The organism is Lysinibacillus pakistanensis (genome assembly GCF_030123245.1).
Lineage (GTDB): Bacteria > Bacillota > Bacilli > Bacillales_A > Planococcaceae > Lysinibacillus > Lysinibacillus pakistanensis.
Genome location: NZ_CP126101.1, coordinates 3544277 through 3570616, shown reverse-complemented (window position 1 = coordinate 3570616; position 26340 = coordinate 3544277). Strand labels below are relative to the sequence as shown.

The 26340-nt window shown below is 38.0% G+C and carries 29 protein-coding genes; 25 read left to right on the top strand and 4 right to left on the bottom strand.

What is annotated here, in order from left to right; translation table 11 throughout:
- Positions 1-55: 55 nt before the first annotated feature.
- From QNH24_RS17750 to mtnN, 16 genes are all read left to right on the top strand, one after another.
- On the top strand, positions 56-583 hold the full coding sequence (locus QNH24_RS17750) for a DUF1292 domain-containing protein (protein ID WP_283868853.1): 528 nt from the start codon (positions 56-58) through the stop codon (positions 581-583).
- 15 nt (positions 584-598) lie between these two features.
- Complete coding sequence (locus QNH24_RS17745) at positions 599-835, top strand: hypothetical protein (RefSeq protein ID WP_283868852.1); 237 nt, start codon at positions 599-601, stop codon at positions 833-835.
- A 228-nt stretch (positions 836-1063) separates the two neighbouring features.
- Entirely contained in the window at positions 1064-1873 is an 810-nt protein-coding gene (locus QNH24_RS17740; protein WP_283868851.1) for a MetQ/NlpA family ABC transporter substrate-binding protein, read from the top strand.
- A gap of 39 nt (positions 1874-1912) precedes the next feature.
- A complete protein-coding gene (locus QNH24_RS17735; protein WP_283868850.1) occupies positions 1913-2992 on the top strand; it encodes a methionine ABC transporter ATP-binding protein in 1080 nt (359 codons plus the stop codon).
- Positions 2934-3587, top strand: coding sequence for a methionine ABC transporter permease (locus QNH24_RS17730; RefSeq protein WP_054771078.1), 654 nt, complete (start codon positions 2934-2936; stop codon positions 3585-3587). The genes QNH24_RS17735 and QNH24_RS17730 overlap by 59 nt, the downstream gene beginning before the upstream one ends.
- A gap of 14 nt (positions 3588-3601) precedes the next feature.
- The gene (locus tag QNH24_RS17725) at positions 3602-4438 is read left to right on the top strand and encodes a MetQ/NlpA family ABC transporter substrate-binding protein (RefSeq protein ID WP_283868849.1); all 837 of its coding nucleotides are present in this window, start codon (positions 3602-3604) and stop codon (positions 4436-4438) included.
- A gap of 15 nt (positions 4439-4453) precedes the next feature.
- The gene (locus tag QNH24_RS17720) at positions 4454-5800 is read left to right on the top strand and encodes an LLM class flavin-dependent oxidoreductase (protein WP_283868848.1); all 1347 of its coding nucleotides are present in this window, start codon (positions 4454-4456) and stop codon (positions 5798-5800) included.
- Positions 5797-6984 (top strand): acyl-CoA dehydrogenase family protein, encoded by a 1188-nt coding sequence (locus QNH24_RS17715; protein ID WP_283868847.1) that lies wholly within the window; start codon positions 5797-5799, stop codon positions 6982-6984. Before QNH24_RS17720 ends, QNH24_RS17715 begins: the two co-directional genes overlap by 4 nt.
- A gap of 153 nt (positions 6985-7137) precedes the next feature.
- Entirely contained in the window at positions 7138-8265 is a 1128-nt protein-coding gene (gene mltG / locus QNH24_RS17710) for an endolytic transglycosylase MltG (protein WP_283868846.1), read from the top strand.
- A gap of 302 nt (positions 8266-8567) precedes the next feature.
- On the top strand, positions 8568-9200 hold the full coding sequence (locus QNH24_RS17705; RefSeq protein ID WP_283868845.1) for an O-methyltransferase: 633 nt from the start codon (positions 8568-8570) through the stop codon (positions 9198-9200).
- A 5-nt stretch (positions 9201-9205) separates the two neighbouring features.
- Positions 9206-10138 (top strand): peptidase U32 family protein, encoded by a 933-nt coding sequence (locus tag QNH24_RS17700; protein WP_283868844.1) that lies wholly within the window; start codon positions 9206-9208, stop codon positions 10136-10138.
- A gap of 14 nt (positions 10139-10152) precedes the next feature.
- On the top strand, positions 10153-11433 hold the full coding sequence (locus QNH24_RS17695; RefSeq protein ID WP_283868843.1) for a peptidase U32 family protein: 1281 nt from the start codon (positions 10153-10155) through the stop codon (positions 11431-11433).
- Positions 11433-12071, top strand: a complete 639-nt coding sequence (gene udk / locus QNH24_RS17690) for a uridine kinase (RefSeq protein WP_283868842.1) — start codon at positions 11433-11435, stop codon at positions 12069-12071. Before QNH24_RS17695 ends, udk begins: the two co-directional genes overlap by 1 nt.
- A gap of 185 nt (positions 12072-12256) precedes the next feature.
- Positions 12257-12745: a transcription elongation factor GreA gene (gene greA, locus QNH24_RS17685; RefSeq protein ID WP_283868841.1), complete on the top strand. Its 489-nt coding sequence runs from the start codon at positions 12257-12259 to the stop codon at positions 12743-12745.
- A gap of 168 nt (positions 12746-12913) precedes the next feature.
- A complete protein-coding gene (locus QNH24_RS17680) occupies positions 12914-13573 on the top strand; it encodes a YrrS family protein (RefSeq protein WP_283868840.1) in 660 nt (219 codons plus the stop codon).
- Between the two features lie 58 nt (positions 13574-13631).
- Entirely contained in the window at positions 13632-14324 is a 693-nt protein-coding gene (gene mtnN / locus QNH24_RS17675) for a 5'-methylthioadenosine/S-adenosylhomocysteine nucleosidase (RefSeq protein WP_283868839.1), read from the top strand.
- Positions 14325-14892: 568 nt separating this feature from the next.
- Here the strand turns inward: mtnN and sigK are convergent.
- Together sigK and pssA are read right to left on the bottom strand one after the other, a co-directional pair.
- Positions 14893-15600 carry an RNA polymerase sporulation sigma factor SigK gene (gene sigK, locus QNH24_RS17670; RefSeq protein WP_283868838.1) on the bottom strand — a complete coding sequence of 236 codons (708 nt, stop codon included), beginning with the start codon at positions 15598-15600 and terminating at the stop codon, positions 14893-14895.
- An 87-nt stretch (positions 15601-15687) separates the two neighbouring features.
- Positions 15688-16188, bottom strand: coding sequence for a CDP-diacylglycerol--serine O-phosphatidyltransferase (gene pssA / locus QNH24_RS17665; protein ID WP_283872880.1), 501 nt, complete (start codon positions 16186-16188; stop codon positions 15688-15690).
- Positions 16189-16324: 136 nt separating this feature from the next.
- On the opposite strand from pssA, the gene QNH24_RS17660 reads away from it, so the two are divergent.
- The 9 genes from QNH24_RS17660 to QNH24_RS17620 are packed head-to-tail and all read left to right on the top strand — an operon-like array spanning position 16325 to position 22157.
- Positions 16325-17107 carry a phosphatidylserine decarboxylase gene (locus tag QNH24_RS17660; protein WP_283868837.1) on the top strand — a complete coding sequence of 261 codons (783 nt, stop codon included), beginning with the start codon at positions 16325-16327 and terminating at the stop codon, positions 17105-17107.
- 36 nt (positions 17108-17143) lie between these two features.
- Positions 17144-17665, top strand: a complete 522-nt coding sequence (locus tag QNH24_RS17655) for a YqeG family HAD IIIA-type phosphatase (RefSeq protein WP_283868836.1) — start codon at positions 17144-17146, stop codon at positions 17663-17665.
- Positions 17662-18765, top strand: a complete 1104-nt coding sequence (yqeH, locus tag QNH24_RS17650) for a ribosome biogenesis GTPase YqeH (RefSeq protein WP_283868835.1) — start codon at positions 17662-17664, stop codon at positions 18763-18765. The genes QNH24_RS17655 and yqeH overlap by 4 nt, the downstream gene beginning before the upstream one ends.
- Before the next feature lie 30 nt (positions 18766-18795).
- On the top strand, positions 18796-19626 hold the full coding sequence (gene aroE / locus QNH24_RS17645; protein WP_283868834.1) for a shikimate dehydrogenase: 831 nt from the start codon (positions 18796-18798) through the stop codon (positions 19624-19626).
- A 5-nt stretch (positions 19627-19631) separates the two neighbouring features.
- Positions 19632-19934 carry a ribosome assembly RNA-binding protein YhbY gene (gene yhbY, locus QNH24_RS17640; RefSeq protein ID WP_283868833.1) on the top strand — a complete coding sequence of 101 codons (303 nt, stop codon included), beginning with the start codon at positions 19632-19634 and terminating at the stop codon, positions 19932-19934.
- A 9-nt stretch (positions 19935-19943) separates the two neighbouring features.
- Positions 19944-20534, top strand: a complete 591-nt coding sequence (locus QNH24_RS17635; protein WP_054771088.1) for a nicotinate-nucleotide adenylyltransferase — start codon at positions 19944-19946, stop codon at positions 20532-20534.
- The gene (gene yqeK / locus QNH24_RS17630) at positions 20503-21075 is read left to right on the top strand and encodes a bis(5'-nucleosyl)-tetraphosphatase (symmetrical) YqeK (protein WP_283868832.1); all 573 of its coding nucleotides are present in this window, start codon (positions 20503-20505) and stop codon (positions 21073-21075) included. The genes QNH24_RS17635 and yqeK overlap by 32 nt, the downstream gene beginning before the upstream one ends.
- The gene (gene rsfS / locus QNH24_RS17625) at positions 21072-21416 is read left to right on the top strand and encodes a ribosome silencing factor (RefSeq protein ID WP_054771089.1); all 345 of its coding nucleotides are present in this window, start codon (positions 21072-21074) and stop codon (positions 21414-21416) included. Before yqeK ends, rsfS begins: the two co-directional genes overlap by 4 nt.
- A complete protein-coding gene (locus QNH24_RS17620; RefSeq protein ID WP_283868831.1) occupies positions 21417-22157 on the top strand; it encodes a class I SAM-dependent DNA methyltransferase in 741 nt (246 codons plus the stop codon).
- 133 nt (positions 22158-22290) lie between these two features.
- Here QNH24_RS17620 and QNH24_RS17615 read toward each other — a convergent pair whose 3' ends face one another.
- Entirely contained in the window at positions 22291-24876 is a 2586-nt protein-coding gene (locus QNH24_RS17615; protein WP_283868830.1) for a polynucleotide kinase-phosphatase, read from the bottom strand.
- Positions 24873-26168 carry a methyltransferase domain-containing protein gene (locus QNH24_RS17610; RefSeq protein ID WP_283868829.1) on the bottom strand — a complete coding sequence of 432 codons (1296 nt, stop codon included), beginning with the start codon at positions 26166-26168 and terminating at the stop codon, positions 24873-24875. The genes QNH24_RS17615 and QNH24_RS17610 overlap by 4 nt, the downstream gene beginning before the upstream one ends.
- Positions 26169-26340: the final 172 nt, after the last annotated feature.

Genomic DNA, 26340 nt, shown 5'->3' with positions numbered 1-26340 from the left:
TACCATACAACTGAATGACCCCTATCTCTCAAAAAAACAAAAAGGAGGAATTTGAATGAATGAAGAAACACAAGAATTTATGATTATTGGTGAAGATGGCAAGGAACAAAAATGCAGGGTCGTTTTTACCTTTGATGCAGAGGAAAAATCATATGTACTATTTTCGTTAATTGACGAAGTGGGTAATGAAATTCCAGGGGATATTTCTGCTATGACATTTGAGTACGATGATAACAACGGAGAAATGACCAATTTAATGCCTGTTGAAACTGAGGCAGAATGGGAAATGATTAATGAGGTCGTGCTAACACTTCTGGACGAATTTCAGGAGGAGCCACAGTTAATTACCGTTACGGATGAGGATGGAATAGATCAAGTCTGTGAGGTTATTCATACATTTTCATCCGAACAATTTAGAAAGTCCTATGTTTTATATGTACCTGTAACGGACGAACCTATTGAGGAACGAGATATTTTTGCGGCGCAATATTTATCTGGTAATGACGGTTCAATAGAAGAATTATTACCAATTGAAACTAATGAGGAATGGACATTTGTTGAAGATATTTTGAATGAATTGTAAAAACTCTGAGTGGTTGTGAGCCACTCAGAGTTTTTTTATCTTCATTCAGCAGAAGACTCCTACCTCTACAGGCGGTTAGATGAATGCGGTTTTGGTTCCTTTTCAGTAGGTATCCAAACACCTACTGAAATAGCGGAACGCCACGTCCTGTGGCAATTTATCTGTGCGAAAGCGAAGCGACAGCAACAAATGTTTTCTGTAGCGAAAGCAAAGCGGCAGCTACAATTACGCCAAGGCGAAATTGATATTTAAATAATAGAAATTTTCTATCTATAGTTAAAAAGGATTCTATCTGCAAATGGAATTTTTGTACTTTCGATTGAATTTGGTGATTTTACGAGAAAAAAATGCTTTTTCAAAGATTTATTTTCTGAATTTTTGGACAAATACAGTAAAGGAGGTATTGACCAATTCTTAGTAAATAGATAAGATTTGTTTTACATTAAACCAAGTAAATTGATTAATTAAGGAGGTAATGGTATGAGAAAAGGTTGGAAATTGCTAATTGGAGCATTGATAATAGGCTTGCTTGCTGGCTGCACGAGCAAAGGAGAGGAAGGTAAAGAGGAGATTGTCACATTAAAAGTGGGTGCTGCCAATGTTCCTCATGCGGAGGTATTAGAGTATTTAGCAAAAGATATTGAAAAGGATGGAGTGAAACTAGACATTTCCATTATAAAAGATGCTGTGCAAACGAACCAACAAACAGCAGATGGTGAGTTGGATTTTAATTATTTTCAACATGTTCCGTTTTTAAAGCAAACGAATAAAGAAAGTCATTTAGCTTTAGTCAGTGTAAAAGGGATTCATATTGAGCCATTTGGTGTGTATTCGAAAAAACTAAAAAAAATAAATGATTTGCCACAAAATGCAAAGGTGGCTGTACCAAATGATGTTGTTAATTTCTCTCGAGCGTTACTGCTATTTCAAAATAATGGCTTGATTGAATTAGATAAAGCGAAGACGGGTGATTATACAGTTGAGGATATTACGAAAAATGAGAAAAATATTCAATTTATCGGTGTAGATTCTCCATTACTTGTTCGGTCATTAGATGATGTAGACGCATCTGCTATTAATACGAATTACGCCTTAGAAGGTGGCTATAATCCAATGGAGGATGCATTGATTATAGAAGGTTCTGATTCGCCCTATGTCAATATTATTGCCTCGACAAAGGAAAGCAAGGATGATCCAGCTATCCAAACAGTCGTTAAGTGGTTAACAAGTGAAAAGGCACGTTCTTTCTTTGAAGATCAGTACAAAGGTGCTGTTGTTCCCGCATTTTAAAGCTTAGTAAACAACATACATGTTAAGGAGGTAGACTGCATGATTGAATTTATTGAAACAACAAAGGAATTTCAGGTAGGAGCATCAACAGTGACGGCCCTAAATCATATCAATTTATCAATTCAGAAAGGAAATATTTTTGGTGTTATTGGCTTTAGTGGTGCTGGTAAAAGTACCTTAATTCGAACAGTAAATTTACTGGAGGAGCCAACGTCTGGACGAGTGCTTGTGAATGGGAAAGAGTTAACTACGCTTACTAAAAAGCAGCTTCGAGAGGAGAAGAAAAATATCGGCATGATTTTTCAACATTTTAATCTTCTTCATTCTAAAACTGTATTCGAAAATGTGGCAATGCCTTTAATTATAAGTGGAGTAAAAAAATCAAACTTGGAGGGTCAAGTAAAAGAGGTATTAGCGTTTGTTGGTTTAACTGACAAAGCTGATCGCTATATTGACGAACTATCAGGCGGGCAAAAACAACGAGTCGGCATCGCTAGAGCACTTGTTACCAAACCGACGATTCTCTTATGTGATGAAGCAACTTCTGCTCTAGATCCACAAACAACCAAATCGATTTTAGCGTTACTAAAGAAGGTTAATATTGAGTACGGTATTACGATTTTGATGATTACGCATGAAATGGAAGTTATTCGAGATATTTGTCATCGTGTGGCTGTCATGGAAAACGGAAGAATTATTGAGACAGGTAATGTGCTTGAAATTTTTTCTACACCAAGAGAGGAGACAACCAAAAATTTTGTCCAGTCGGTTGTTCGAGATGAAATACCACCTTCTGTTTATGAGCAATTAAAAAGCATAGATACCTCTAAAAAAATTTACAATTTAAAATTCATTGGAGTAGATATTGGACAGCCAATTGTCTCACAGGTAGCGAAAAAATTTGCTGTAGATGTCAATGTATTATTTGGCAGTATCACAGAATTACAAGGAATTCCATTCGGTCATTTAATCGTAGAGCTTGTTGGTTCTGACAAGGAAATACAAAAAGCATTTCTATTTATTCAGGCTAAAAATATTCAAATAGAGGAGGTAGTTGCACATGAAAGTGAGCACACAAATTATTATCGAAGCGGTTCTAGATACGCTGTACATGGTTAGCATTTCGTTGTTCTTTGGGGCCATTTTGGGCTTTCTTTTAGGAGTAGTCTTAGTCGTAACGAGAAAAGGGCATATTCTTGAAAATAAATTAATCTTCTCGATTGTTAATCCAATTGTTAATACACTGCGCTCCATTCCGTTCATTATTTTACTTGTTGCAATTATACCGTTTACACGGTTACTTGTTGGAACGGCAATTGGAACGACAGCTGCCATCGTGCCACTAGTTTTGCATATTGGGCCTTATATATCAAGATTAATAGAAAATTCATTATTAGAGGTGGATGAGGGCATTATTGAAGCAGCTAAAGCAATGGGAGCCTCCCCGTTTCAAATTATACGAAAGTTTCTATTACCTGAAGCTTTTCCATCTTTAATTCTAAGTGTCACGACTGCAACGATAGGGCTTATTGGTGCGACAGCCATGGCAGGAGCTGTGGGGGGAGGTGGTTTAGGTGATGTTGCCATTACTTACGGCTATCAACGTTTTGATAATGCGACGATTTTGGTAACAGTGATAATTTTAGTTGTCCTTGTACAGATTATTCAAAGCATCGGCAATAGTCTTGAACGAAAAATACGTAGGGTGTCTTAAGGGAGAATGTGAACATGAAAAAACTTAACTATTTATTAGGACTTTTTATATTGCTATTTTTACTCGTGGCATGTGCAGCTGCAGATGAAAAGGATACTGTGAAGGTTGGTATTCGTAGCTCAGAATTGAAAACATGGGAGTATATCAAGGAACAGGCTAGCAAGGAAGGTATTAACCTCGATTTAGTAACATTCTCTGCTCAATATGACCCAAACCAAGCGCTGGCAGAAGGAGAAGTAGATATTAATGCTTTTCAACATGTTGCCTATTTAAATTTATTTAATACAAACAATAACTCGGATTTACAGGCCATTGGCACAACAATAATGGCCCCAATTGGCTTATATTCTAATAAATTTAAATCGCTAGATGAACTAAAAGACGGTGCAAAAATCGCAGTACCAAATGATCCTTCCAACTGGGGAAGAGCTTTACTACTACTTCAGGAGCATGGACTACTAACAGTAACGGACAATTTTGATGGTAATGGTGGGGAGGATCGAATTAAAGATAATCCAAAAAAAGTAACAATTTTGCCTGTTGATGGTGCGACAACGCCAAGGGTAATGGAGGATGCTGATTTTGCCGTTATTAACAATGGTGTGGCTGTAGAGGCTGGTCTATTATTGAAAGATGCCATCATTCATGAGAGTGAAACAGCTAAGCCATTTATTAATGTTATCGTGGCAAAGGCAGAAGACAAAAATAATGAAACATTGAAAAAAATAGTGGCAATTTATCAGCGTGATGAAACAGCTAAGTTTATTAAAGAAATATCAAACGGAAACTATATTCCTGTGAAAATGCCACTGGATGAATTAGCAACATGGAACGATTTCTATTCATATTAGAAAGGGTGTTTAACAATGACTAAGAAAAGAGAAATAAAGCTAGCCCTATATTTAATTGGAGCGGGTATGCATGTTGCTGCATGGAAGCACCCATCTGCACAAGCAAATGCAAGCATCGACATTAAGGCATTACAAAAAACAGCTCAGATTGCGGAAAAAGGAAAGTTTGATATAGCTTTCGTGGCAGACAGTTTAGCCATTAATCATGAATCACATCCACATATTTTAAATCGCTTTGATCCACTCATTCAAATAACGGCTTTAGCTGCAGCAACCACTAAAATTGGACTTGGTGCAACAGCTTCAACTACATACAGTGAGCCATATGTACTAGCAAGACAATTGATGTCTATTGATCATATAAGTAATGGAAGAGTAGCTTGGAATTTAGTGACAACAGCAGATGCTACAGGGGAAACGGCTTTAAATTTCAGCCGTGATAAACATTGGGAGCACGATCACCGCTATGAACGTGCAGAAGAATTTATCGATGTTGTTCGGTCATTATGGGATTCATGGGAGGATGATGCTTTTCTCTATGATCGAGATAATAATATTTTTTATGATCGTCATAAAGTGCATGAAACATCATTTAAGGGCAACTATTTATCTGTCAAAGGTCCGTTAAATATTGCTCGTTCTGTACAGGGGCAGCCTGTAATTGTGGAGGCTGGTGCATCTAAACCAGGCCAACAATTAGCTGCACGTACAGCAGAAGTTGTATTTGTCCATTGGGATAATATTGAAAAATCAAAAGAACACTATCGTCAATTAAAGGCACAGCTTGCTCCATTTGGCCGTACAGAAGAGGAGCTTCTCGTTTTACAGGGTATTTCCCCCATTGTGGGTGATACAGAAGAGGAGGCAATTCGTAAATTTAATGAGTTACAGTCATTGATTGACCCTTACGAAAGCTTAAAATTTGTTTCTGGGTATATGGGGAATGTTGACTTTTCAAAGTACTCACTCGATACACCTGCTATCGAAGTGGAATTTCCAGAAGTCAATAGTATTCAAAGTCACTTTTATGAGCACTTAGAGATAATTAAGAAAGAGAATTTAAAGGTTGGTGATTTATATGCACGCCTATTTGGACCTGCAAAGCGTGATGCTTTTGTCGGAACACCGACACAAATTGCAGATGAGATGGAGCGTTGGGTTACAGAGCGAGCAGCAGATGGCTTTATGCTACAGTTTCCATTATTACCACGAGATTTAGAGGATTTTGTTGACAAGGTAGTACCAATTCTACAAGTACGAGGCATTTATCGTAAAGATTATACAGGCACAACATTAAGAGAGCATTTAGGTTTGAAAAAGCCGCTGAATCGTTTTGCTCAAAGTAAGGTGACACAAGGATGATTGATATTTTTATTCGAAATGAACGAGAGCAAAAACTCGTTCAGTATGCTCAAAATTTAGCCAAGAAAATTGAGAAGACAGCAATTCGATATGACGAAAGTGGTGAATTTCCGTTTGAGCACTTTCAAATTTTAGAGGAGGCAGGTTATTTTCGATTAACAGTGCCAAAAAAATATGGTGGAGAAGAAATTTCTCTCTACGAAATGTTATTAGTACAGGAACAATTAGCTAGAGGGGATGCTTCTACTGCATTGTCAGTTGGCTGGCATTTATTAACGTTTTTGAATGTTCGTGAGGCGAAAACATGGCCAGAGCCTATATTTGCAGAATTAAGCCGAAAAGCTGTAGAAGAAGGCTCTCTACTAAATATTATTAACAGTGAACGTGGAAAGGGGAATATTTCTCGAGGAAGTTTACCTGGTACAATTGCTAAAAAAGTGCCAGGAGGATATCGCATTACTGGTGAAAAGGCATTTGCTTCCTTAGCACCGATTTTAAAACAATTCACCATTATTGCCTATGTAGAAGAAGAAAATTTAACAGCAGAGTTTCTCATTACCAAAAATGAACAGGTAGAGATTGTTGAAACATGGGATGCGATGGGCATGAGGGCGACCGGCAGTCATGATATTATTTTTCATGATACGTTTGTACCAGAGGAAGCATTGCTATACAGACATCGCCAAAATGAGGTTAATCGCTTCTTAGCTGATGGTCGTGTCTATTCATTAGAAATTCCAGCTGTTTACTTAGGGGTGGCAGGTGCAGCAAGAGATTATGCCATTGATTTTGCGAAAAATACGTATTCACATAGCTTAGAAAATACTATCGCTCATGCGAGTCATGTGCAACAAAAAATCGGTGAAATAGAAGTACTTTACCAAACTGCACGAAGAACTTTGTATAGTATTGCAGCGCAGGTTGAACAAAATCCAGCTCTTAAGGAGCAACTATCGGAGTCTGTTAGTATTGCCAAGTATGTTATTTGCAATAATGCCATCGATATTGTAACAAAAGCCATGCAGGTTGTAGGAGGACGAAGTTTATCGAAGGAAAACAAAATCCAACGCCTATTTAGAGATGTTCAATGTAGCCGCTTTAATCCTCCAGCAGATGATGTGGTTATTACTCAACTTGCGATAGGGTTATTGATCGATAAGAAGCGAGAAACTTTTCAATTATAGTATGAACAGTAAAAGACTTAGATAGAAATTATCTGCCAGCAAAAATAGTTGGCAGATTTTTTTGTGTGTGCCATTTCTACTGAATTATCGATTTCTGTTTGTCGTGAAAGTTGATTTCTAGTATGATATTGGATAGTGATAGGGGGGAAACCCGTGGATAACGGTTCAAAAAAACAAGAAATGTTTTCAAAAATGCAAGAAAGAAAATCTGAGGTAAAAATCGTGAGAAAAATCGTTGCTATTATAGCTATTGTTTTTGTTCTACTATTAGTGATTGTTGGTTTCCTTGGCTACAATTATGTAAAAAGTGCCCTCAAACCAGTAGATCCAGATTCAACGAAAACAATTGCTGTTGAAGTACCAATTGGCTCAAGTTTAAGCTCAATTTCTACCTTATTAGAGAAAAAAGGCGTTATTAAAGATGCTCGTGTATTTAAATACTACGCAAAGTTTAAAAATGAATCTCAGTTCCAGGCAGGAACTTATGATTTAACAAAGGCAATGACGTTAGATGAGCTAATCGAAAGCTTAAAAACAGGAAAGGTATATCGTAAGCCAGTCTTTACGATGACAATTCCTGAAGGCCTAACACTTGAACAAATTGGTAATATTGTGGAGAAGAAAACGCCATATACACAAAAGGAATTTATGGATTTAGTAACAAGTGATGCATTTGTTCAAAAGATGATGGCTAACTATCCCGAGCTTGTGACAGATGCAGTTTTAGCTGATAATATTCGCTATGATTTAGAGGGCTATCTTTTCCCTGCTACTTATTCTTATTTTGAAGAAAAGCCATCATTGGAATCAATCGTAGAAGAAATGATTGGGGCAATGGATAAGGTTGTGAAGAATTACAGTGATTTACTTGCAGAAAAACAGATGTCTGTACATCAATTAGTAACATTTGCTTCATTGCTTGAGGAAGAAGCTACTGCCCAAACAGATCGAGAAACTATTGCCAGTGTGTTTTATAATCGTCTAGATCAGGGAATGCCACTTCAGACAGATCCAACTGTTTTATATGCACTTGGCTCTCATAAAAATCGAGTACTATATGAAGATTTAGAGGTAGAAAATGCTTACAATACTTACAAAAACAAAGGTCTACCACCTGGTCCAATTGCAGGTGCAGGGAAGTCTTCTATTGAAGCAGCACTGAATCCAAGCAGCACAGATTATCTCTACTTCCTAGCAGATAAAGAGGGAGTAAATCACTTCTCTAAAACCTATGATGAGCATTTGCAAAAGGTGGAAAAATATTTACGTAAGCCAGAGTAATGACTCAAAATAGAAAAAGTATATAGTATTCCTATGGATAGAAGGAAAGAAAAATAGCTTTCCTTCTATTTTCGTGCTATTATAAATTGTGATTTTTGATAAATCCGCATACGGTCAGAACTTTCATGCTGGATAATATACGTGGTGGCAATTGTTTTGAGCATAAAGAAACAATTGCTCATTTTTGTATGGCAAAGTACCAAGACATCACGTTTGGTCTTTTTCTTTTTGGTGTAAATGAATGATGAAGTACAGACAACAAGTGAGGGCTTGTTGCCTTTTAAATGAGGGTGGATTTAACAATGGAATTATCAGATGCATATATACAATCATTTATTCAACCACGTAATGGACTGCTTTTAGAAATGGAAGCATTCGCGGAGGAGAATCATGTACCGATTATGCAGCTTGCAGGTATCGATGCACTGAATCAACTGCTACGTATTCAAAATCCGTCAAAAATTTTAGAAATTGGTACTGCTATCGGTTATTCTGCACTAAGAATGGCAGAGGCTTTGCCAAATGTGAATATCGTGACAATAGAGCGTGATCCAGAGCGTGTGACAAGAGCTAAAGCTTATATTAAACGTTCAACCGTATCTGATCGGATTACAGTCATTGAAGGAGACGCTTTAGAGGTAGACGATGAGGCTATTCAAACAATATTCGATGCAGTTTTTATCGATGCAGCAAAGGGACAATATCAGCGCTTTTTTGAAAAATATGCCCCACTTGTGAAATCAGGTGGAGTCTTGTATATCGATAATATGTACATGCATGGTTTATCTGATTTAGATTTGAAGGATGTCCCACGTCGTAAACGTACAATGATTCGCAATTTAAAAAACTTCACGGATTGGATAATGCAGCATCCTGATTATACAAGTGCGTTTTTACCAGTCGGTGATGGTTTATTACTATGTTTGAAGAGGTGACTACTATGAAAAAACCAGAATTGCTTGTGACACCACAATCATTAGAGCATATAAAAGCACTTTTAGAAGCTGGAGCAGATGCTTTTGTAATTGGTGAACAACAATTTGGTCTACGTCTAGCAGGAGAATTCTCTGTTGATGAAGTGGAAGAAGCAACAAAGCTTATTCATGCAGCAGGTAAAAAGGTCTATGTTGCAGTCAATGCACTTTTCCATAATGAAAAGATAGATGCACTTGCTGACTATTTAAAAGAAATGCAACGTATCGGTGTGGATCGTTTAATTTTTGGCGACCCAGCCGTATTAATTATTCGTCGTGAGCAAGGAGTAACAATTCCTTTACATTGGAACCCAGAGACGACTGCTACAAACTGGTTTACAGCAAACTATTGGGGAAAACGCGGCGCAACTCGTGCAGTGCTTGCTCGTGAACTTTCGTTAGATGAAGTGTTGGAAATAAAAGAGAATGCTGAATTAGAGATTGAAGTACAAGTTCATGGCATGACATGTATGTTCCAATCGAAGCGCCCACTACTTGGGCATTATTTCTTATATCAAGATAAAGTTATGGAAATTGAAAATCGTAAAGAAAATCGTAATATGTTCCTACATGATGATGAGCGTAATAATAAATATCCTATTTATGAAGATGTAAATGGCACGCATATTTTCAGTCCAAATGATATGTGTGTTATTGATGAGCTTGGCGAATTATTTGAGGGTGGCATTGATGCTCTGAAAATTGAGGGTGTTCTGCAAACACCAGAATATGTGGTGACAGTGACAGAAGCCTACCGCAAAGCCATAGATACTTATTTTGATGAATCAGAAGAAGCTTATGAAGAGATAAAAGATGATTTATTAGCAAAAATAGAAGAAATTCAGCCAGCTATCAGACCATTAGACACAGGCTTTATCTTCAAGGAAACAGTTTACTAAGAGGGGGCAAGAACATGGCATTAGCGTTAGCACAAAATGACAAAATTCGTGAGATTGTCGACGGTAAACGTGTCATTACAAAAAAACCAGAGCTACTTGCCCCAGCAGGTAGCTTAGAGAAATTAAAAATTGCTGTTCATTATGGGGCCGACGCTGTATTTATCGGCGGTCAAGAGTTTGGTTTACGTTCAAACGCAGATAACTTTTCTATTGAGGAAATGCGTGAGGGAGTAGAATTCGCCAATAAATACGGTGCGAAAATCTATGTTACAACTAATATTTTTGCCCACAATGAAAATATGGATGGCTTAGAGCAGTATTTAAAGGATATTGAATCTGCAGGTGTTACAGGCATTATTGTAGCGGACCCTCTGATTATTGAAACATGCCGCTCAGCCGCACCAAAGCTTGAAATTCACCTTTCCACACAGCAATCGCTTTCAAACTGGAAAGCGGTGCAGTATTGGAAAGAGGAAGGCTTACATCGTGTAGTGTTAGCCCGTGAAGTAGGCGGCGAGGAAATGCAGCTAATGAAGGAAAAGGTTGATATTGAGATTGAGGCATTCGTCCATGGGGCAATGTGTATCGCTTATTCTGGTCGCTGTGTGCTTTCAAATCATATGACAGCTCGTGACTCCAACCGAGGTGGTTGCTGTCAATCTTGTCGTTGGGACTACGATTTATATGAATTAGAAGATGGCCAAGAAAAAGCGTTGTTTGATGACAATTATGCACCCTTTGCTATGAGTCCAAAAGACTTAAAGTTAATCGAGGCCATTCCTCACATGATTGAACTTGGCATTGATTCATTAAAAGTGGAAGGTCGTATGAAATCCATTCACTATGTGGCGACAGTTGTTTCCGTGTATCGTAAAGTAATTGATGCCTATTGTGCAGATCCTGATAATTTTAAAATTAAACGTGAATGGCTAGAGGAGCTAGATAAATGTGCCAACCGTGATACGGCTGAAGCATTTTTCCACGATGCACCTGGCTTCGAGGAGCAAATGTTTGGTGTTCATGGCCGTAAAACAACCTATGAATTTGCTGGTTTAATTTTAGACCATGATCCAGAGACAAAAATTGTCACAATGCAGCAACGAAATTATTTTAAGCCAGGCGATGAAGTAGAGTTCTTCGGCCCTGAAATCGAAAACTTCTGTTTAACAATGGGAGAAATATGGGATGAGGACGGTAATAGCTTAGATGCAGCCCGTCATCCATTGCAAATTGTTAAATTTAAATGTGATACACCATTAAAACCGCATAACATGATGCGAAAGGAGAATAATTAATGGCAGCGAAGCGTCCAGTCGTCATCGGAATCGCTGGTGGCTCATGCTCAGGTAAAACGAGTGTGACAAATGCTATTTATGATGTTTTCCGAGATCATTCAGTGGTTGTAATTGAACAAGATTTTTACTATAAGGATCAAAGTCATTTAACGTTTGAGGAACGTTTAGGTACAAACTATGATCATCCGTTAGCATTCGATAATGATTTGTTAATTAAACACATAAAAAAATTGTTGTCTCGTCAATCTATCGAAAAGCCAGTATACGATTATGTACAGCATACAAGGGCAAATGAGGTTATTCATGTAGAGCCTGTAGATGTTATTATACTAGAAGGTATTTTAGTGCTAGAGGACGCAGATTTACGTGATTTAATGGACATAAAATTATTTGTTGATACGGACTCTGATTTACGAATTATCCGTCGTATCATGCGAGATATAAAGGAACGTGGACGAACAACAGATTCTGTCATCGACCAATATTTAACGGCCGTTCGTCCAATGCATAATCTATTTATTGAACCAACTAAACGTTATGCTGATATCATTATTCCAGAAGGTGGGGATAATGAGGTTGCCATTGATTTAATGGTCACGAAAATTAAAACTATTCTTGAAACCGACAACGTATTGTAATAAGATAGAGTGGTATTGACAATATTTACATGCTTATCGGTGCATATTTCTGAAAAGCATGCATACTATTAGGTCAAAGCGTAATTTGAAAACGTTTAAAAATAATAAAATTCGACTAAATGCATATTATAGGCATTTAGTCGAGTTTTATGTTTTTATATTGATGAAATAAGGAGTGAAGGACTTTGGCAAATGAAAAACAATACCCAATGACTGCTGAGGGTAAACGAAAATTAGAAGAAGAATTAGTGAAATTAGAAACGGAAACACGTAAGGAAATCGTTGAACGTATTAAAATTGCCCGTGATTTCGGAGATCTTTCAGAAAATGCTGAGTATGATTCAGCAAAAGAAGAACAAGCCTTTCTAGAAGGACGCATTTCTACATTAAAATCAATGATTCGTAACGCGGTGATTATTTCTGAGGATGAAACTGACAACAGTGTAGTATCACTTGGGAAAACGGTTACATTTGTAGAAATCATTAATGGTAAACCATCGACTGAAGAGGAATCATATACTATTGTAGGTTCAGCTGAAGCTGATCCAATGGAATTCCGTATTTCTAATGAATCCCCAATCGCAAAAGGCTTACTTGGCCGTGCCAAAGGTGAAGAGGTTGTTGTACAAACACCAGGCGGCGAAATGAAAGTTAAGATTCTTTCTATAAAATAATTATATTTTTGGTACAAGCAGTTAACTCCTCTTCTCAGAAGAAAGTTAACTGCTTTTAATTTATAAAGACTTTATACTCTGGAGGATATGGAAAATAAAAAAAGACACAAATATTTTGCATGTGCTGTCGAAATTGATAAAATATTGGCTAGAGAGGGGGAGAATTTCATGAGTGAACGACAAACTCGAAGCAGTCGTCATTTGCAGCCATCTCATAATAAAAAGCTAGATAAACTATTGAATGTATTAATTGGTATAGTTGTAGTATTAATTATTATCACAGCTACCTATGTGTTTAAATGGCAAGATGATGCAGAAAAAGCCGTGAAAGATGAGCCGACACAAGAGCAAAAGAATGATAGTAAGCAGGTTGAGGAAGAGCCTTCGCCTTCTAAAGAGGATAATAAGGATGCAACCACAGATGATAACGAACCTACGAAGGAAGAACCTATCGAAGAAGAAATAGTATCTGAACAGGACAAACCTCAGGAAACTACGTCTGATAATCCGATTGTAGACAAGGTTGTGACGAATAAAGACTGGAAACCTACACCTACGACACAAACAGGTCAGCATGTATCTTCATACGATGTTAAATCTGTAGACTGGGCAGAAAAGGTGGCAACAATTACAGCTGCAACAGGCATTGAAAAGGACAACATGATTATTTGGCGTATTCAAAATAACGGGAGCGCTAACACTGCTATAGCAACTGTGTCAACGAATGATAAAACAGCGATGTATAGGGTTAGTATGGAATGGATTGATCAAGAGGGCTGGTTACCAGTAAAACTCGAGCAGTTAAATACATTAAATGGCGCCTATTGACGAAAATAACTCTTTTGTTTATTTTTAATAGAGTATAAAGAAGGGAAGAAACAAATCTATGAAAATTGCAGTAATTGGCGCAATGGAAGAAGAAGTAGAGCTACTACGAGCATCATTAGAAGATGGGAAAAGCACAACAATTGCAGGTAGTGAATATACAACAGGAATCTATGATGGCAAAGAGGTTGTGTTATTAAAAAGTGGCATTGGTAAAGTAAATGCTGCCATGTCAACTACGATTCTCCTACATGAATTCCAACCAGATGTAGTCATTAATACAGGCTCTGCTGGAGGCTATGATGAGTCACTTGAAGTAGGAGCAGTTGTCATTTCAGACGAGGTTCGTCATCATGATGTGGACGTAACAATTTTCGGCTATGAGATTGGTCAGATGGCTGGCATGCCGGCAGCATACAAATCAGATGAGAAGCTAATGAAAGTGGCTGAAGAGGCTGTAAAGGCAGTTGGAGAGCACCAATTTGGTATAGGCTTAATTTGCTCAGGAGATGCTTTTATGAATGATCCTGTACGTGTAGAAGCCGTACGTCATCATTTCCCTCAAATGAAGGCAGTTGAAATGGAGGCAGCAGCTGTTGCACAAGTATGCTATCAGTTCGGGACACCATTTGTGGTAATCCGTGCTTTATCAGATATCGCAGGGAAAGAATCCAATATTAGCTTCGATGAATTTTTACCTGTGGCTGCAAAACATTCAACACAAATTGTTTTAAAAGCGATTGAAATGATATAAGTTATTTTATTGACTGAGTAGCCTCATAATAGGGAGATCAATTACACCCCAGTATAATTGTGTCCGGATTTTTCGAGCCCGAAAAGCTCCTCTTCAAAATCCATGACATCCTTTGGGCCACTGCTGAATGAAGATAAATTACACATAATCGACACAATGTACAATTAGTAGTGTGAGAAAAATCACAGTTAAATAATTTTATGGATGCTACACTGTCATTAATTAAATCTCTTCAAATGATTGGGAGGTATTCATGATGTTATTTTTAACAGTTGGTGTAGTTATTATTACAACTTTACTCGGTTCACTTATTTCAGCAGAGCTCTCAGAAACTGTATAGGAATATAAAAAAGCTTCCTTGCGATATTTTTTATCGCAAGGAGTTTTTTTCGATATAAGGGTGTTAAAATTATTCAGAAGATTTATATACATATTTTTTTCCTTCCTTCGTAATATGTTTTCTAAAAAATTCGATTTATGATTGGTAGTTGTAACAAAAAATACAAGAATACTAATCGTGCATATCGTAGATTTTATTGCTATTTTCGATACATCAATTTACAATAAATTATTCAATGGTCTTTTGGTCTCGTTTATACAATTGATATAGTTTGATTAGTGCCCGCTTCTCAATACGCGACACATAGCTACGCGAAATATTTAAACGTGCTGCAATCTCCTTTTGGGTAAGAGCATCCTGTTGATTTAAGCCATAGCGAAGTGTTACAATTTCGAGTTCACGTTCGTCAAGCATGTGCAAATAATGATAGAGCTGTGCAACATGTTCCTTATGCTCAATTTTTTCTGTGGCACTTTCTTCATCACATTGTAAAAGATCGCGAATTTGTAGCGCATTGCCATCTTTGTCAGTACCGATTGGCTCGAATAAGGAAACATCCTTTTGCACCTTTTTCTGTGTCCGCAAATGCATTAATATTTCATTTTCAATACAGCGGGCAGCGTAAGTGGCAAGACGAGTTTTTTTGTCAGGTGTATAGCTTTCTACAGCTTTCATAAGACCAATAGTGCCGATGGAAATATAATCATCAAGTTGTTCGTGCTTTGGATGGAATTTTTTCACAACGTGGGCAACGAGCCGCATATTGCGCTCTATTAAATCAAGACGCGCCTGCTCATCACCGCCTAAAAATCGTTCAATACAAGCAGCTTCCTCTTCTTTAGAAAAGGGTTTATGGAATGTTTGCCCCTTTAAATAACCAAGTAGCGCTGGGATCTCAAGCCATAACTGCAACATAGATGTAAAAATTCCGCTCATTGAATGATTTCATCCTTTCCCCATTTTTCGACAGTATATGTTAGGAAACTGTGTTAAATGAAAAAAAGTGCAACAGCAAATGTGCTGTTACACTTTTTTTAACGTGAATGTACTAATCATCAATAGAGCTAGTATTGGAAAAAGGAAAAGATAAAATGCCGGGTGGAACGCAGTAGATGCAAAATACGTTAAAGTTAAGAGAGTACCTGCAGCTGTAATTGGTAACCCTGTAAAATAGCCGTTTGCTTCACTAATATTAAAGCGAGCTAATCTCATCGCACCACAGACGATATACAGTACGGTCATCATCATGCCGACGAAACCAAAGTCTACTAATACCACTTCATACATTAATAATGCAGGCGCTACACCAAATGATATAATATCACTCATAGAGTCTAACTGTTTACCTAGATCAGACACTTGTCCGAGAGCTCTGGCTACCTTCCCATCGTAACGATCTAGAAGGGCAGCAATAAAGATAAATAAGACACTGTAGCTATAGTATTCATGTAATGTAGCCATTATGGCTGCGCCACCAAAGGACATATTACTGATTGTAATGAAGTTTGCTGCTTGCGATTTCATTTTCTTAACCGTGGTATCCACCAACTTGTGATAAAAAAACAAGGGGGATCACTCCTTTACACTTAAGATATTGTACCATTATACTTCGAATGCGAAAAAATTGACAGTCTAAATTAATCGATAGGGGTTTTGTTTTATGAAAGAAAAATTATATCAACGCTTGATTGAATTAACAAATGGCAAGCAATCCTCTCAACTTTTACAAACGATTGCAAAAGCTAAGTGGAGTAAACGTATAATCCCTAGCTATATGAAGGTATACGATATTAACCTTGAAGAAGTTTCAAAAAAACCACAACAATTTTCAAGTTTACATGATTTTTTTACAAGGGAGCTTTTGGAGCATGTCAGACCAATTGAAGAAAATCCAACTACCTACACGAGCCCTGTTGATGCAAAGGTGGAATCCTTTGGTCGTATCGAATGGGATATGACGTTTCTTGTAAAGGGGAAGCCGTATGCTTTACAGGATTTACTTGGCAATAAAGAACGTGCTTCACAATATGCTGATGGTCATTTTATTGTGTTTTACCTAAGTCCTGCTGACTATCATCGTATTCATAGCCCTATTGATGGATTAGTGCTAAGACAATATACACTTGGACAAAAATCGTATCCTGTAAATCAGCTCGGACTTTCCTATGGAAAAAAACCAATTTCTCATAATTATCGTCAAGTAACAGAGCTAAAGGTGGCTAATGGTCAACAGGTAGCGTTTATTAAGGTGGGTGCGACTTTTGTTAACTCTATAGTCCTTACAAACACTACAGCACAGTGGCGTAAGGGTGAAGAAGTAGGCTATTTTTCATTCGGCTCAACGGTCGTTATGTTATTTGAAAAAGCAGCAATTGAATTTACGGACAATGTAGTGCAGGGAAGCCCAATTCGAATGGGTGAAGCCTTTGCAAATATGCTATAATGGTCGAATAATACGTTTAGATTAGGGGTCGCTATTTTGTATAATTTTTTATTACCAGATGAATTTGTGACGAGTATTTTTGAAATTACACCAGAAAAGCTTCAAGACTTAGGCATTAAAGGTATTATTACAGATTTAGATAATACGCTTGTGGAATGGGATCGTGCTGATGCAACGGAAGAACTAATTATTTGGCTTCGTATCATGAAGGAAACAGGTATTCGTGTTATTATTGCGTCAAATAATAATGAAGCACGTGTAAAGCATTTTGCTGAGCCATTAGGTATTCCTTATATCCATAAGGCAAAAAAACCATTTCGTAATGCCTTTTATAGTGCCATCGTTCAATTAGGGCTACGTCCGAATGAGGTAGTTATGGTAGGAGATCAACTCTTAACGGATGTCATGGGCGCTAATCGCTTAGGCTTGCATACAGTACTTGTAAAACCTGTGGCACAATCTGATGGGCTCGTAACAAAATTCAATCGATTTATTGAACGACGCGTGTTCAATGATTTAAAACGAAAAGGAATTATGACTTGGGAGGAAAAAGAATGAACGAAATGCCAAATTGTATTGGCTGTGGTACAACAATTCAAACAGAAGATAAAACAGCAGTTGGATATGCCCCTCCATCATCATTAGAAAAAGACGTGGTCATTTGCCAACGTTGCTTCCGTTTGAAAAATTATAATGAAATTCAACCAGTGTCATTAACAGATGACGACTTTTTACGCATTCTTAATGGTCTTGGAGCACAGCAAGGCTTAATCGTAAAAATTGTTGATATTTTTGACTTTAATGGGAGCTGGCTACCAGGACTTCACCGTTTTGTTGGGAAAAATCCTGTGTTATTAGTCGCGAATAAGGCTGACTTATTACCGAAATCAGTAAAACCAAAAAAAGTAATTAATTGGTTAAAACGTGAGGCAAAGGCTCTTGGTCTGCAACCTATCGATGTACTTTTAGTGAGTGCCCATAAAGGTAAAGGAATGGCTGAAGCAATGGAAGCTATTGACGAATACAGAAATGGGCAAAATGTTTATGTTGTAGGCTGTACAAATGTTGGGAAATCCACGTTCATTAATCGCATCATTAAACAGGCTACAGGTGAGGGTGAAGTGATTACTACTTCTCATTTCCCAGGAACAACTTTGGACATGATTGAAATACCATTAGATGATGGTAGTGCATTATATGACACACCAGGGATTATTAATCATCATCAGATGGCACACCATATTGATGCAAGTGAATTAAAATATATTATGCCTAAAAAAGAAATAAAGCCAAAAGTGTATCAACAAAATGCTGGACAAACATTATTTATCGGCGCCCTTGCTCGTTTTGACTTTATTCAAGGAGATCGTTCGGCATTTACGGTTCACGTGGCAAATGATTTACCAATACACCGAACAAAGCTTGAGAAGGCAGATACATTGTATGCAGAGCATAAGGGTGAATTGCTGGCACCTCCAACTGCTGAATTTATAGAACAGCTACCTCCATTAGTGCGTCATGAGTTTTCTATCAAAGAAGCGAAAACAGATGTTGTATTTTCGGGTCTTGGATGGATTACTGTACAGCATGCCAATGTAGTTGTAGCAGCTTATGCACCAAAGGGTGTACAAGTTTCAATTCGCCCATCACTAATTTAGGGTATACAAGTAGAGAAGAGGGACTAGGAAATGAAGAAATGGTTTGCGGTTATGGGTGATCCTATTGAACACTCAAAATCACCAGCGATGCACAATGCTTGGTTTAGGGAGATGTCGATAGATGCAACATATATTCCAGTGCATGTATCGTCTGAAAGCCTAGAATCTGCAGTTGCGGGTTTGAAAACGTTAGGTGCAAGTGGCTGGAACGTTACAATTCCACATAAAACAGCAATCATTCCCTATTTAGATGAGCTAGATGAGTTAGCGGAAAAAATGGGTGCTGTAAATACGGTTGTTCGAACAAAGGAAGGTACATTAAAAGGGTATAATACTGACGGTGTTGGCTTTGTCCGTTCATTAGAGGAAGCTGTTGGGAAGTCACATAAGGACAAGCCAGTGCTGTTAATCGGTGCTGGCGGTGCTGCCCGAGGCATTGCTTTTGCGATGCAGCAGCAGGGCTATGAAAATTTAACCATTGCCAATCGTACAGTAGCCAATGCACAGGCGATTGTCGATGAAATGGATACAGGTCAGGCTATATCCTTAACAGAGGCTGAAGCAACCTTAGCTGATTTCGGCATTTTGGTGCAAATGACATCGGCTGGACTTGCTACGGGCAATTTTTCAATGCCATTTTCACTTGATCGTCTTACAAAGGGCGCAATTGTTGCGGATATTGTGTATAATCCATTAATGACACCTTTTCTACAAGCAGCTGAAGAAAAGGGAGCAACCATTGTCACAGGACTTGGAATGTTTGTTCATCAAGGAGCCATTGCCTTCGAGTATTGGCTAGGTGAATCCCCAAATACAAATTCAATGATTGCGCAATTAAAGGCGCAATTAGGAGGATACTAATTTTTATGTTAACAGGTAAACAAAAACGTTTTTTACGTGCAGAGGCACATCACTTAACACCAATTTTTCAAGTAGGAAAAGGTGGCGTTAATGACGAAATGACAAAGCAAATTCGTGAGGCATTAGAAGTACGAGAACTTATTAAAGTACGCATTTTAGATAACTGTGAGGAGGACAAGCATGAAGTTGCAGAAGCACTAGCAAAGGGTGCCCATGCAGAGCTTGTGCAATTAATTGGATTAACAGTTGTTTTATATAAAGAATCGCGTAATCAAAAAAAGATTGTACTACCGAAAGCAACGAAATAAGGTGAGCTGATGAAACGAATCGGTTTATTGGGAGGAACATTCAATCCACCACATAATGGCCATTTAATGATGGCAAATGAGGTACTACATGCATTGGATTTAGATGAAGTACGCTTTATGCCTAATGCGCTGCCACCTCATAAGTTTGCACGTCATGATGCCAGTGATATGGAGAGGCTAGAAATGGTCAAGCGTGCTATAAGTCCTTATCCACATTTTTCTGTGGAGTCGTATGAGGTAGAGAAGGGTGGCGTATCCTATTCATATGAAACACTTTCTGCGTTGTGCATAAGAGAGCCAAATGTAAAATTTTACTTTATCATTGGAGGCGATATGATTGATTCCCTTCATTCATGGTACTGTATTGATGAGCTGGTGAACCTTGTGCAATTTGTAGGGGTAAAGCGTCCAAGGACTGAGGCTAATTCAGAGTACCCTATTTTAATGGTGGAAGTTCCTCAAATCGATTTATCGTCCACACTAATTCGTGAACGTCTTTCTACGGGAGGAACAGTTACCTTTTTATTGCCTGAAGCGGTAGAGGCATATATACGAGAGGAAGGTCTTTATGGAACGCGAACAGTATTTAGCGGCGATTAAGCCTCGTATGCCTGAAAAGCGCTATATTCATACCATTGGGGTAATGGAAACAGCTATAGAGCTAGCCAAAAAGTATGGCGAGGAAGAGAAAAAAGCAGAAACGGCAGCTATCCTTCATGATATTGCAAAATATGCTGAAATTGAATGGATGGAGAATATTGTTCGTGCTGAAAAATTAGATGCTCGTTTGCTAGGCTGGGGTAGTGAACTGTTGCACGGTCCAGTAGGTGCATATATCGCTGAAAGTGAATTTGCATTAACAGATGAGGATATGCTTAATGCGATTCGTTTTCATACAACAGGGCGTGCTGGTATGAGCCGTTTAGAAAAAATAATTTTTGTAGCGGATATGATTGAGCCTAATCGTAAATTTGATGGTGTAGATCGTCTGCGTAAAAAGGCGGAAAAAGGTTTGGATAAAGCGATGAGTGCTTGTGTGCGCCATACATTGGCTTTTCTAATTGACACAAAACAGCCAATTTATCCATTATCAATAGAATGTTATAACGATATGATGAAAAGAGAGGACAGTGAAGGATGACTTCAACTTTATTACAAGCAGCTTACAAAGCAATAGACGACAAACATGGGGAGGACATTGTCGTTTTAAATATGCAAGGTATTTCACTTTTAGCAGATTATTTTATCATTGCTCATGGTAACTCAGATCGCCAAGTGCAAGCTATTGCGCGTGAGTTACAGGATGTGGCTGAAAAAGAGGGCTATGAAATTCGTCGTGTTGAAGGTTTCGATGCAGCTCGCTGGGTTTTAGTAGACTTAGGAGATGTAGTAGCACACGTATTCCATAAGGATGAGCGCGCTTATTATAATTTAGAGCGTCTATGGGGCGATGCACCGCAACTAGACATCCCCGAGGCTTAAGTGAGTAGCTACGAACGTTTTGCCCATGTGTATGATGAACTGCAAGTCGATATTCCCTACGATAAATATGTAGAATGGGTTTTGCAGCATGCACCATGTAATCAATTCCCTAAACTCTTAGACATCGGCTGTGGTACAGGTGTGCTTAGTCTGTTATTAGCAAGGGCTGGTTACAGTGTGAGTGGAATTGATCTATCTGAAAATATGCTCTCAATTGCCGCAGAACGATTTGCTGATGTAGGATTACATGTCCCCCTATTTTGTATGTCAATGGATGAATTAGAGGGCTTTGAGGCGCTTGACGTTGTAACAATAGCTATTGACTCATTAAATTATGTCTTACAGGAAAAAGCAGTTTATGTTACATTAGAGCGAATATATAATGCTCTAAAAGATGGCGGTCAACTATTTTTTGATGTGCATTCACTATATAAAATGAATGATATTTTTTTAGATAGTCCATTTACGTATGACAATGGTGATATTAGCTATGTATGGCATACGGAGCCAGGTGATTTCGAACACTCTGTTATTCATCAAATGACTTTTTTTGTCAGAGATGCTGTAAGTGATTTGTATGAACGCTTCGACGAGGAGCATATTCAACGTACATTCCCCATTGAGCAATATATGACATGGCTTCGTACAATTGGTTTCAACCATGTGGAGGTAACCTCGGATTTTACAGATGATGCCCCTGAATACGAAAGTGAACGCATTTTTATTCGTGCGGTGAAATAAAAAAACAGCTTGTTGGTATATATCCAGCAAGCTGTTTTTTTATGGCAAAAAAAGAAAAGTGACGGATAGAATCCACAAATCGGTGGATAGAATAGTCAAAATGATAGATAGAATTCAGCAACAGTTGTCCCTTTTAAAGTCTTGGGTCGACAGGGTCGCTTTCAAGTGCTAATGTGCCTAGTACACATTCATGTATGCGGGCGGTTGATTCGCCTCTGACAAAACGCTCAATCCCTTCTAATCCGAGTGCGAATTCACGTAATGCATTCCTCATTTTTTTACTTGGGTTGCGTTCTTTAAGTTTTATTAAATTTGAAGTCTGTAAATAATCCATGCCATAGATGATGCGCAAATACTCGCGCCCACGTACTTTAATTGCTGGCTGAATTAATTTGCCTTTATATGTTGTTACAAATAGTTCAGGTTTAATCACAATCCCTTCATGACCAGCAGCAGTCATTTCCTCCCACCATGCAATGACCTCCTGCTCAGAGGCTTCATCATGAATAATTTTATAGTCTGTTTCAATAAAGATGTCGGAGTTTTTGGCAAATAGTCGATTCATTTCCATATGCCATGTATGTGGTTTGTGGAAATACGTTTCAGCGCTATGTGCTAATACATGGAAGGGAGCTATTTGAATAGCTGACGTGTCTTGAACCTCCCAGCAGTAGTTTTGATAAATCGTTGAAAATTGTTGTGCATTGTTAAGTAAATATTGATAGTCTTGAAGCCATTCTGATACATTGATTTGTGTTGTATTTTGTAATTTCTCTACAAGCTTTGAACGGTCCATCAGTGCTTGTTCAGCGACATGTGCATATTGCTGATCAATTAGCTGCTGTGCTTTTAAGTTCCAAGGTAGAATTTCGGCATCAAGCAGAACAAAATTCGTATTAAATTTTTCAAAGTAGTTTTTCCCAAGCAGTTCAGAATGAAGCTGTTGAACAATTTTAAATTCCATCTCTTTATCAAAAAAGCGTCTGCCGGTTCTAGTAGTCAAAATACCGAACATTTCCATATCCATATATTCTTTTGCAACTTGTTCATCCTTAAATAGTAAAACTACTGCACGACTCCCCATGTGTTTCTTCTCGGCAATCATTGTTTGCACGCCGTGTTTTTTATAATAAGCAAATGCTTCAGCAGGATGCTCTAAAGTATTGTCTAGAGCAGAAGTTTGCGGAGTGGGACTCATAGTTGGTGGTATATAAATAAGTTGTTCTAAGGGTACTGTATAGTGAGAAACGCTGTCTATAGCCGCTTTTGCTTGCGCACCAGGAATTTGTATTGCGCCCAAGTACGAGGTTTCAACAGCAAATCCCGCTAGAAATGCCGCAATGTTCGGTGGCTCGAACCGTTTTGCTTTCGCTTCAAGTAAGGGATTATTTTGCGTACCAGCATAGTTTTTATAGGCATTTACAGAAATAATTGTTTGTTCAGGATATCGAAATGCGGTTAATTGACCACCAAAGACAACGCCCTGATCGATATTCAAAGTATGATTCTGTTTAAGAGGATTGATTTTTGGGTCATGCCCCCAAATAATTAGCTGGGATGTTTGATGCTCAGTAAACCAATCATTGCGTATAGGCTTGCCAGAAATATTTAGCTCTTGTACATCTCCATAGCGACAGAAATCAGAAATTCTAGATGATTGCTTGCCTATATAACGGTCACGAATTCCTGCATGCGTGACAACAGCGGATGCAAGGCCTTTATTCATTAACACGTAATGGGAAGGTGCAGCAAGTAAACATTTTGCTAGTCGTGCTTTTAAGGCTGCTGTTTGCGCCCCTCCATAGGTATTTTCATAGTCCATAAATTCTGCTTCTACCAGCTCATCCCCATGATGCAACGATACATTTCGTCCGTCTAACCAACGAGCAATTTTCCAGCCATGATTACTATCGGTCATAAAGGCAAGTCCGCGCTCGATATGACGTTCAAAAAATTCCATGGTTTTGATTGATTTTGGCCCTCTACTCATAATATCGCCCACTGAAACAAAGCGTCGGCCTTGTGGGTGAATAAAATAACCCTCGTTATTAACTTCGTATTCTAGCTTTTTAAGTAATTCAAGTAATTCGTCATAACAACCGTGAATATCGCCAATAATATCAAGCCCTGCATCTACATTTAGATATAAAGGGGACTCTTGTCTAGTTAGCGTTAGCGCCTCTATTTCTTTTACAAAATATGTTTTCAAAAACGACTCTTTTTTTATCAATCGTTTTTCCGATTTCAATAATCGTGCCTGTTGTTTAATGCGTTTAATTCCTCGTGGGTCCTTACGCATCGTATCACGTTGTAGTAATTCTTCTAGGGGAATATCTAATACAATTGCACAAACAGGAACATGTAGCTTTTTACCAAGTAAAATGTATTGTTGACGTTCTTCTGATTTTAGGTGAGTTGCATCGACAAAGGTGCATTTATTCAACGTACATCTTGCTTCTAAAACCCGCTCCATAACGGCAAATGCTTGCGTTGAGATTGCGAAATATTGTTCATATAAAAGTTCTGCTTCTTCCTGTGAATGGCCTTGAAAATTTATATAATTCGAATCTGAAACAAGTGTCCGATATGTATCTGAACTAATGATTTCTGAAGGAGAAAGGATGCCTGTATTTACCCAGTGTTGTAAAAGTGTCGATTTCCCACTATTGGATGGACCAATTAGCAGAACAATCCCAATGCTTGGTATGGTAATGTTCATAAAATCATCTCCTTTTTCCTGAAAATACACATTTGAGTAGGTTGTCCATATAGTTCGTGCCGATCACCAATGCCTGTAAATGAAAGCTCATATTGTTCATGAGTATTCATCGTAGAACACCATTCTTGAAATTGTTCTCGAGTCCATTCAAATCGGTGATCATTATGACGCATAGTATTCAATTCATAAACCTTATTATATTCAGCATTTGGTGTTGTAAGGATTAATGTTTGGGGACTGTATTGAGTTAGCAATAATGACATAATCTTGGGAAGACGCTCCTCATCAATATGTTCAATAACCTCACATAATACAATGACATCCTTATGCTGTAAACGTGCATCATAATAGAATAAAGAACCCCATGTAGGTGTAGGGGATACAGATACTCCCTCTAGCGCTTCAAAACGCTTAAGCGCTTTTTTCATAGCTATTTCACTTGGCTCAACAGCAAGCAGCTCTTCAACGCCTTCTATATAGGCAAGTAAACTTGAAAGCTTGCCCTCACCAGAGCCTAAATCCACAATAGACGATTTTCGGGGGAGCTGTTTAATCGTTTCTACTATTTTTTCATAACGTAATGCATTTAGAGAACTAGTAGAAGGTTTTGCTGTTGTACTCTTATCATATAGATGGGAGAAGCGAAGTGCTTTTTTATAAATAACCTCTTTCATTGGATGTGTAGCTAACCAGCCTTCTCCATAACGATTAAGCTTATCCACCTCTAATTGATCGATAAAATAGTGCTTGTAATCATCTAACACTGGGATGAGCACAAAAAGATGTTGCAATGCTTGTTGAAGCGTGATGTCCGCTGATAATGTTAGAAAACGTGCACGTTGCTGGTGATGTATAGCCTCAATGCTTACAGTATACCCTAGAGGCTCAAATAGGTCACTTATCTCTTCATTTGTCATTGTGGATGCGATGGGTCCCACTTCAAATTCAAATCCAAATGAATGTAAGACCCATTCCGTATACTCCTCTTTTGGCTTACCATTTAATGCTGTACCTAAAGCTGAGCGGATAAGAGATAAAAAAATACTGCTGGCAGCGAATTCGCGATCATTAATATAGTGTGTTATATCAAGTGCATTGTCATTTTGAACAAGAGCAAGTGGATCTGGTGTAACAAAAATGGTTACCCCTAGATTTGTTTCAGTGAACTCATGATAGACAAGTCGAACTAAATGCTCCCTGACTCTTCGCTCATAAAGATTATTAGGATTTTTTGAAAGTAAATAGGAGATAGCTTTCACATTTTCTCCCTTTGCTCGGATCGTTAGCTGCATTGTCATCCTCCATTTCAGTACGCAAAGGTTTGCTGTGTCACTTTCAAAGCATAACACAATTTTGTCTAATACTGTCAGAGTCTAATGTTTTGTGAATCAAAAAGTAGTTATATTATTTTATCTCTATTCAGCAAATGTTTTTTATATCGAAAACAAAACGGCAGATGTTTTT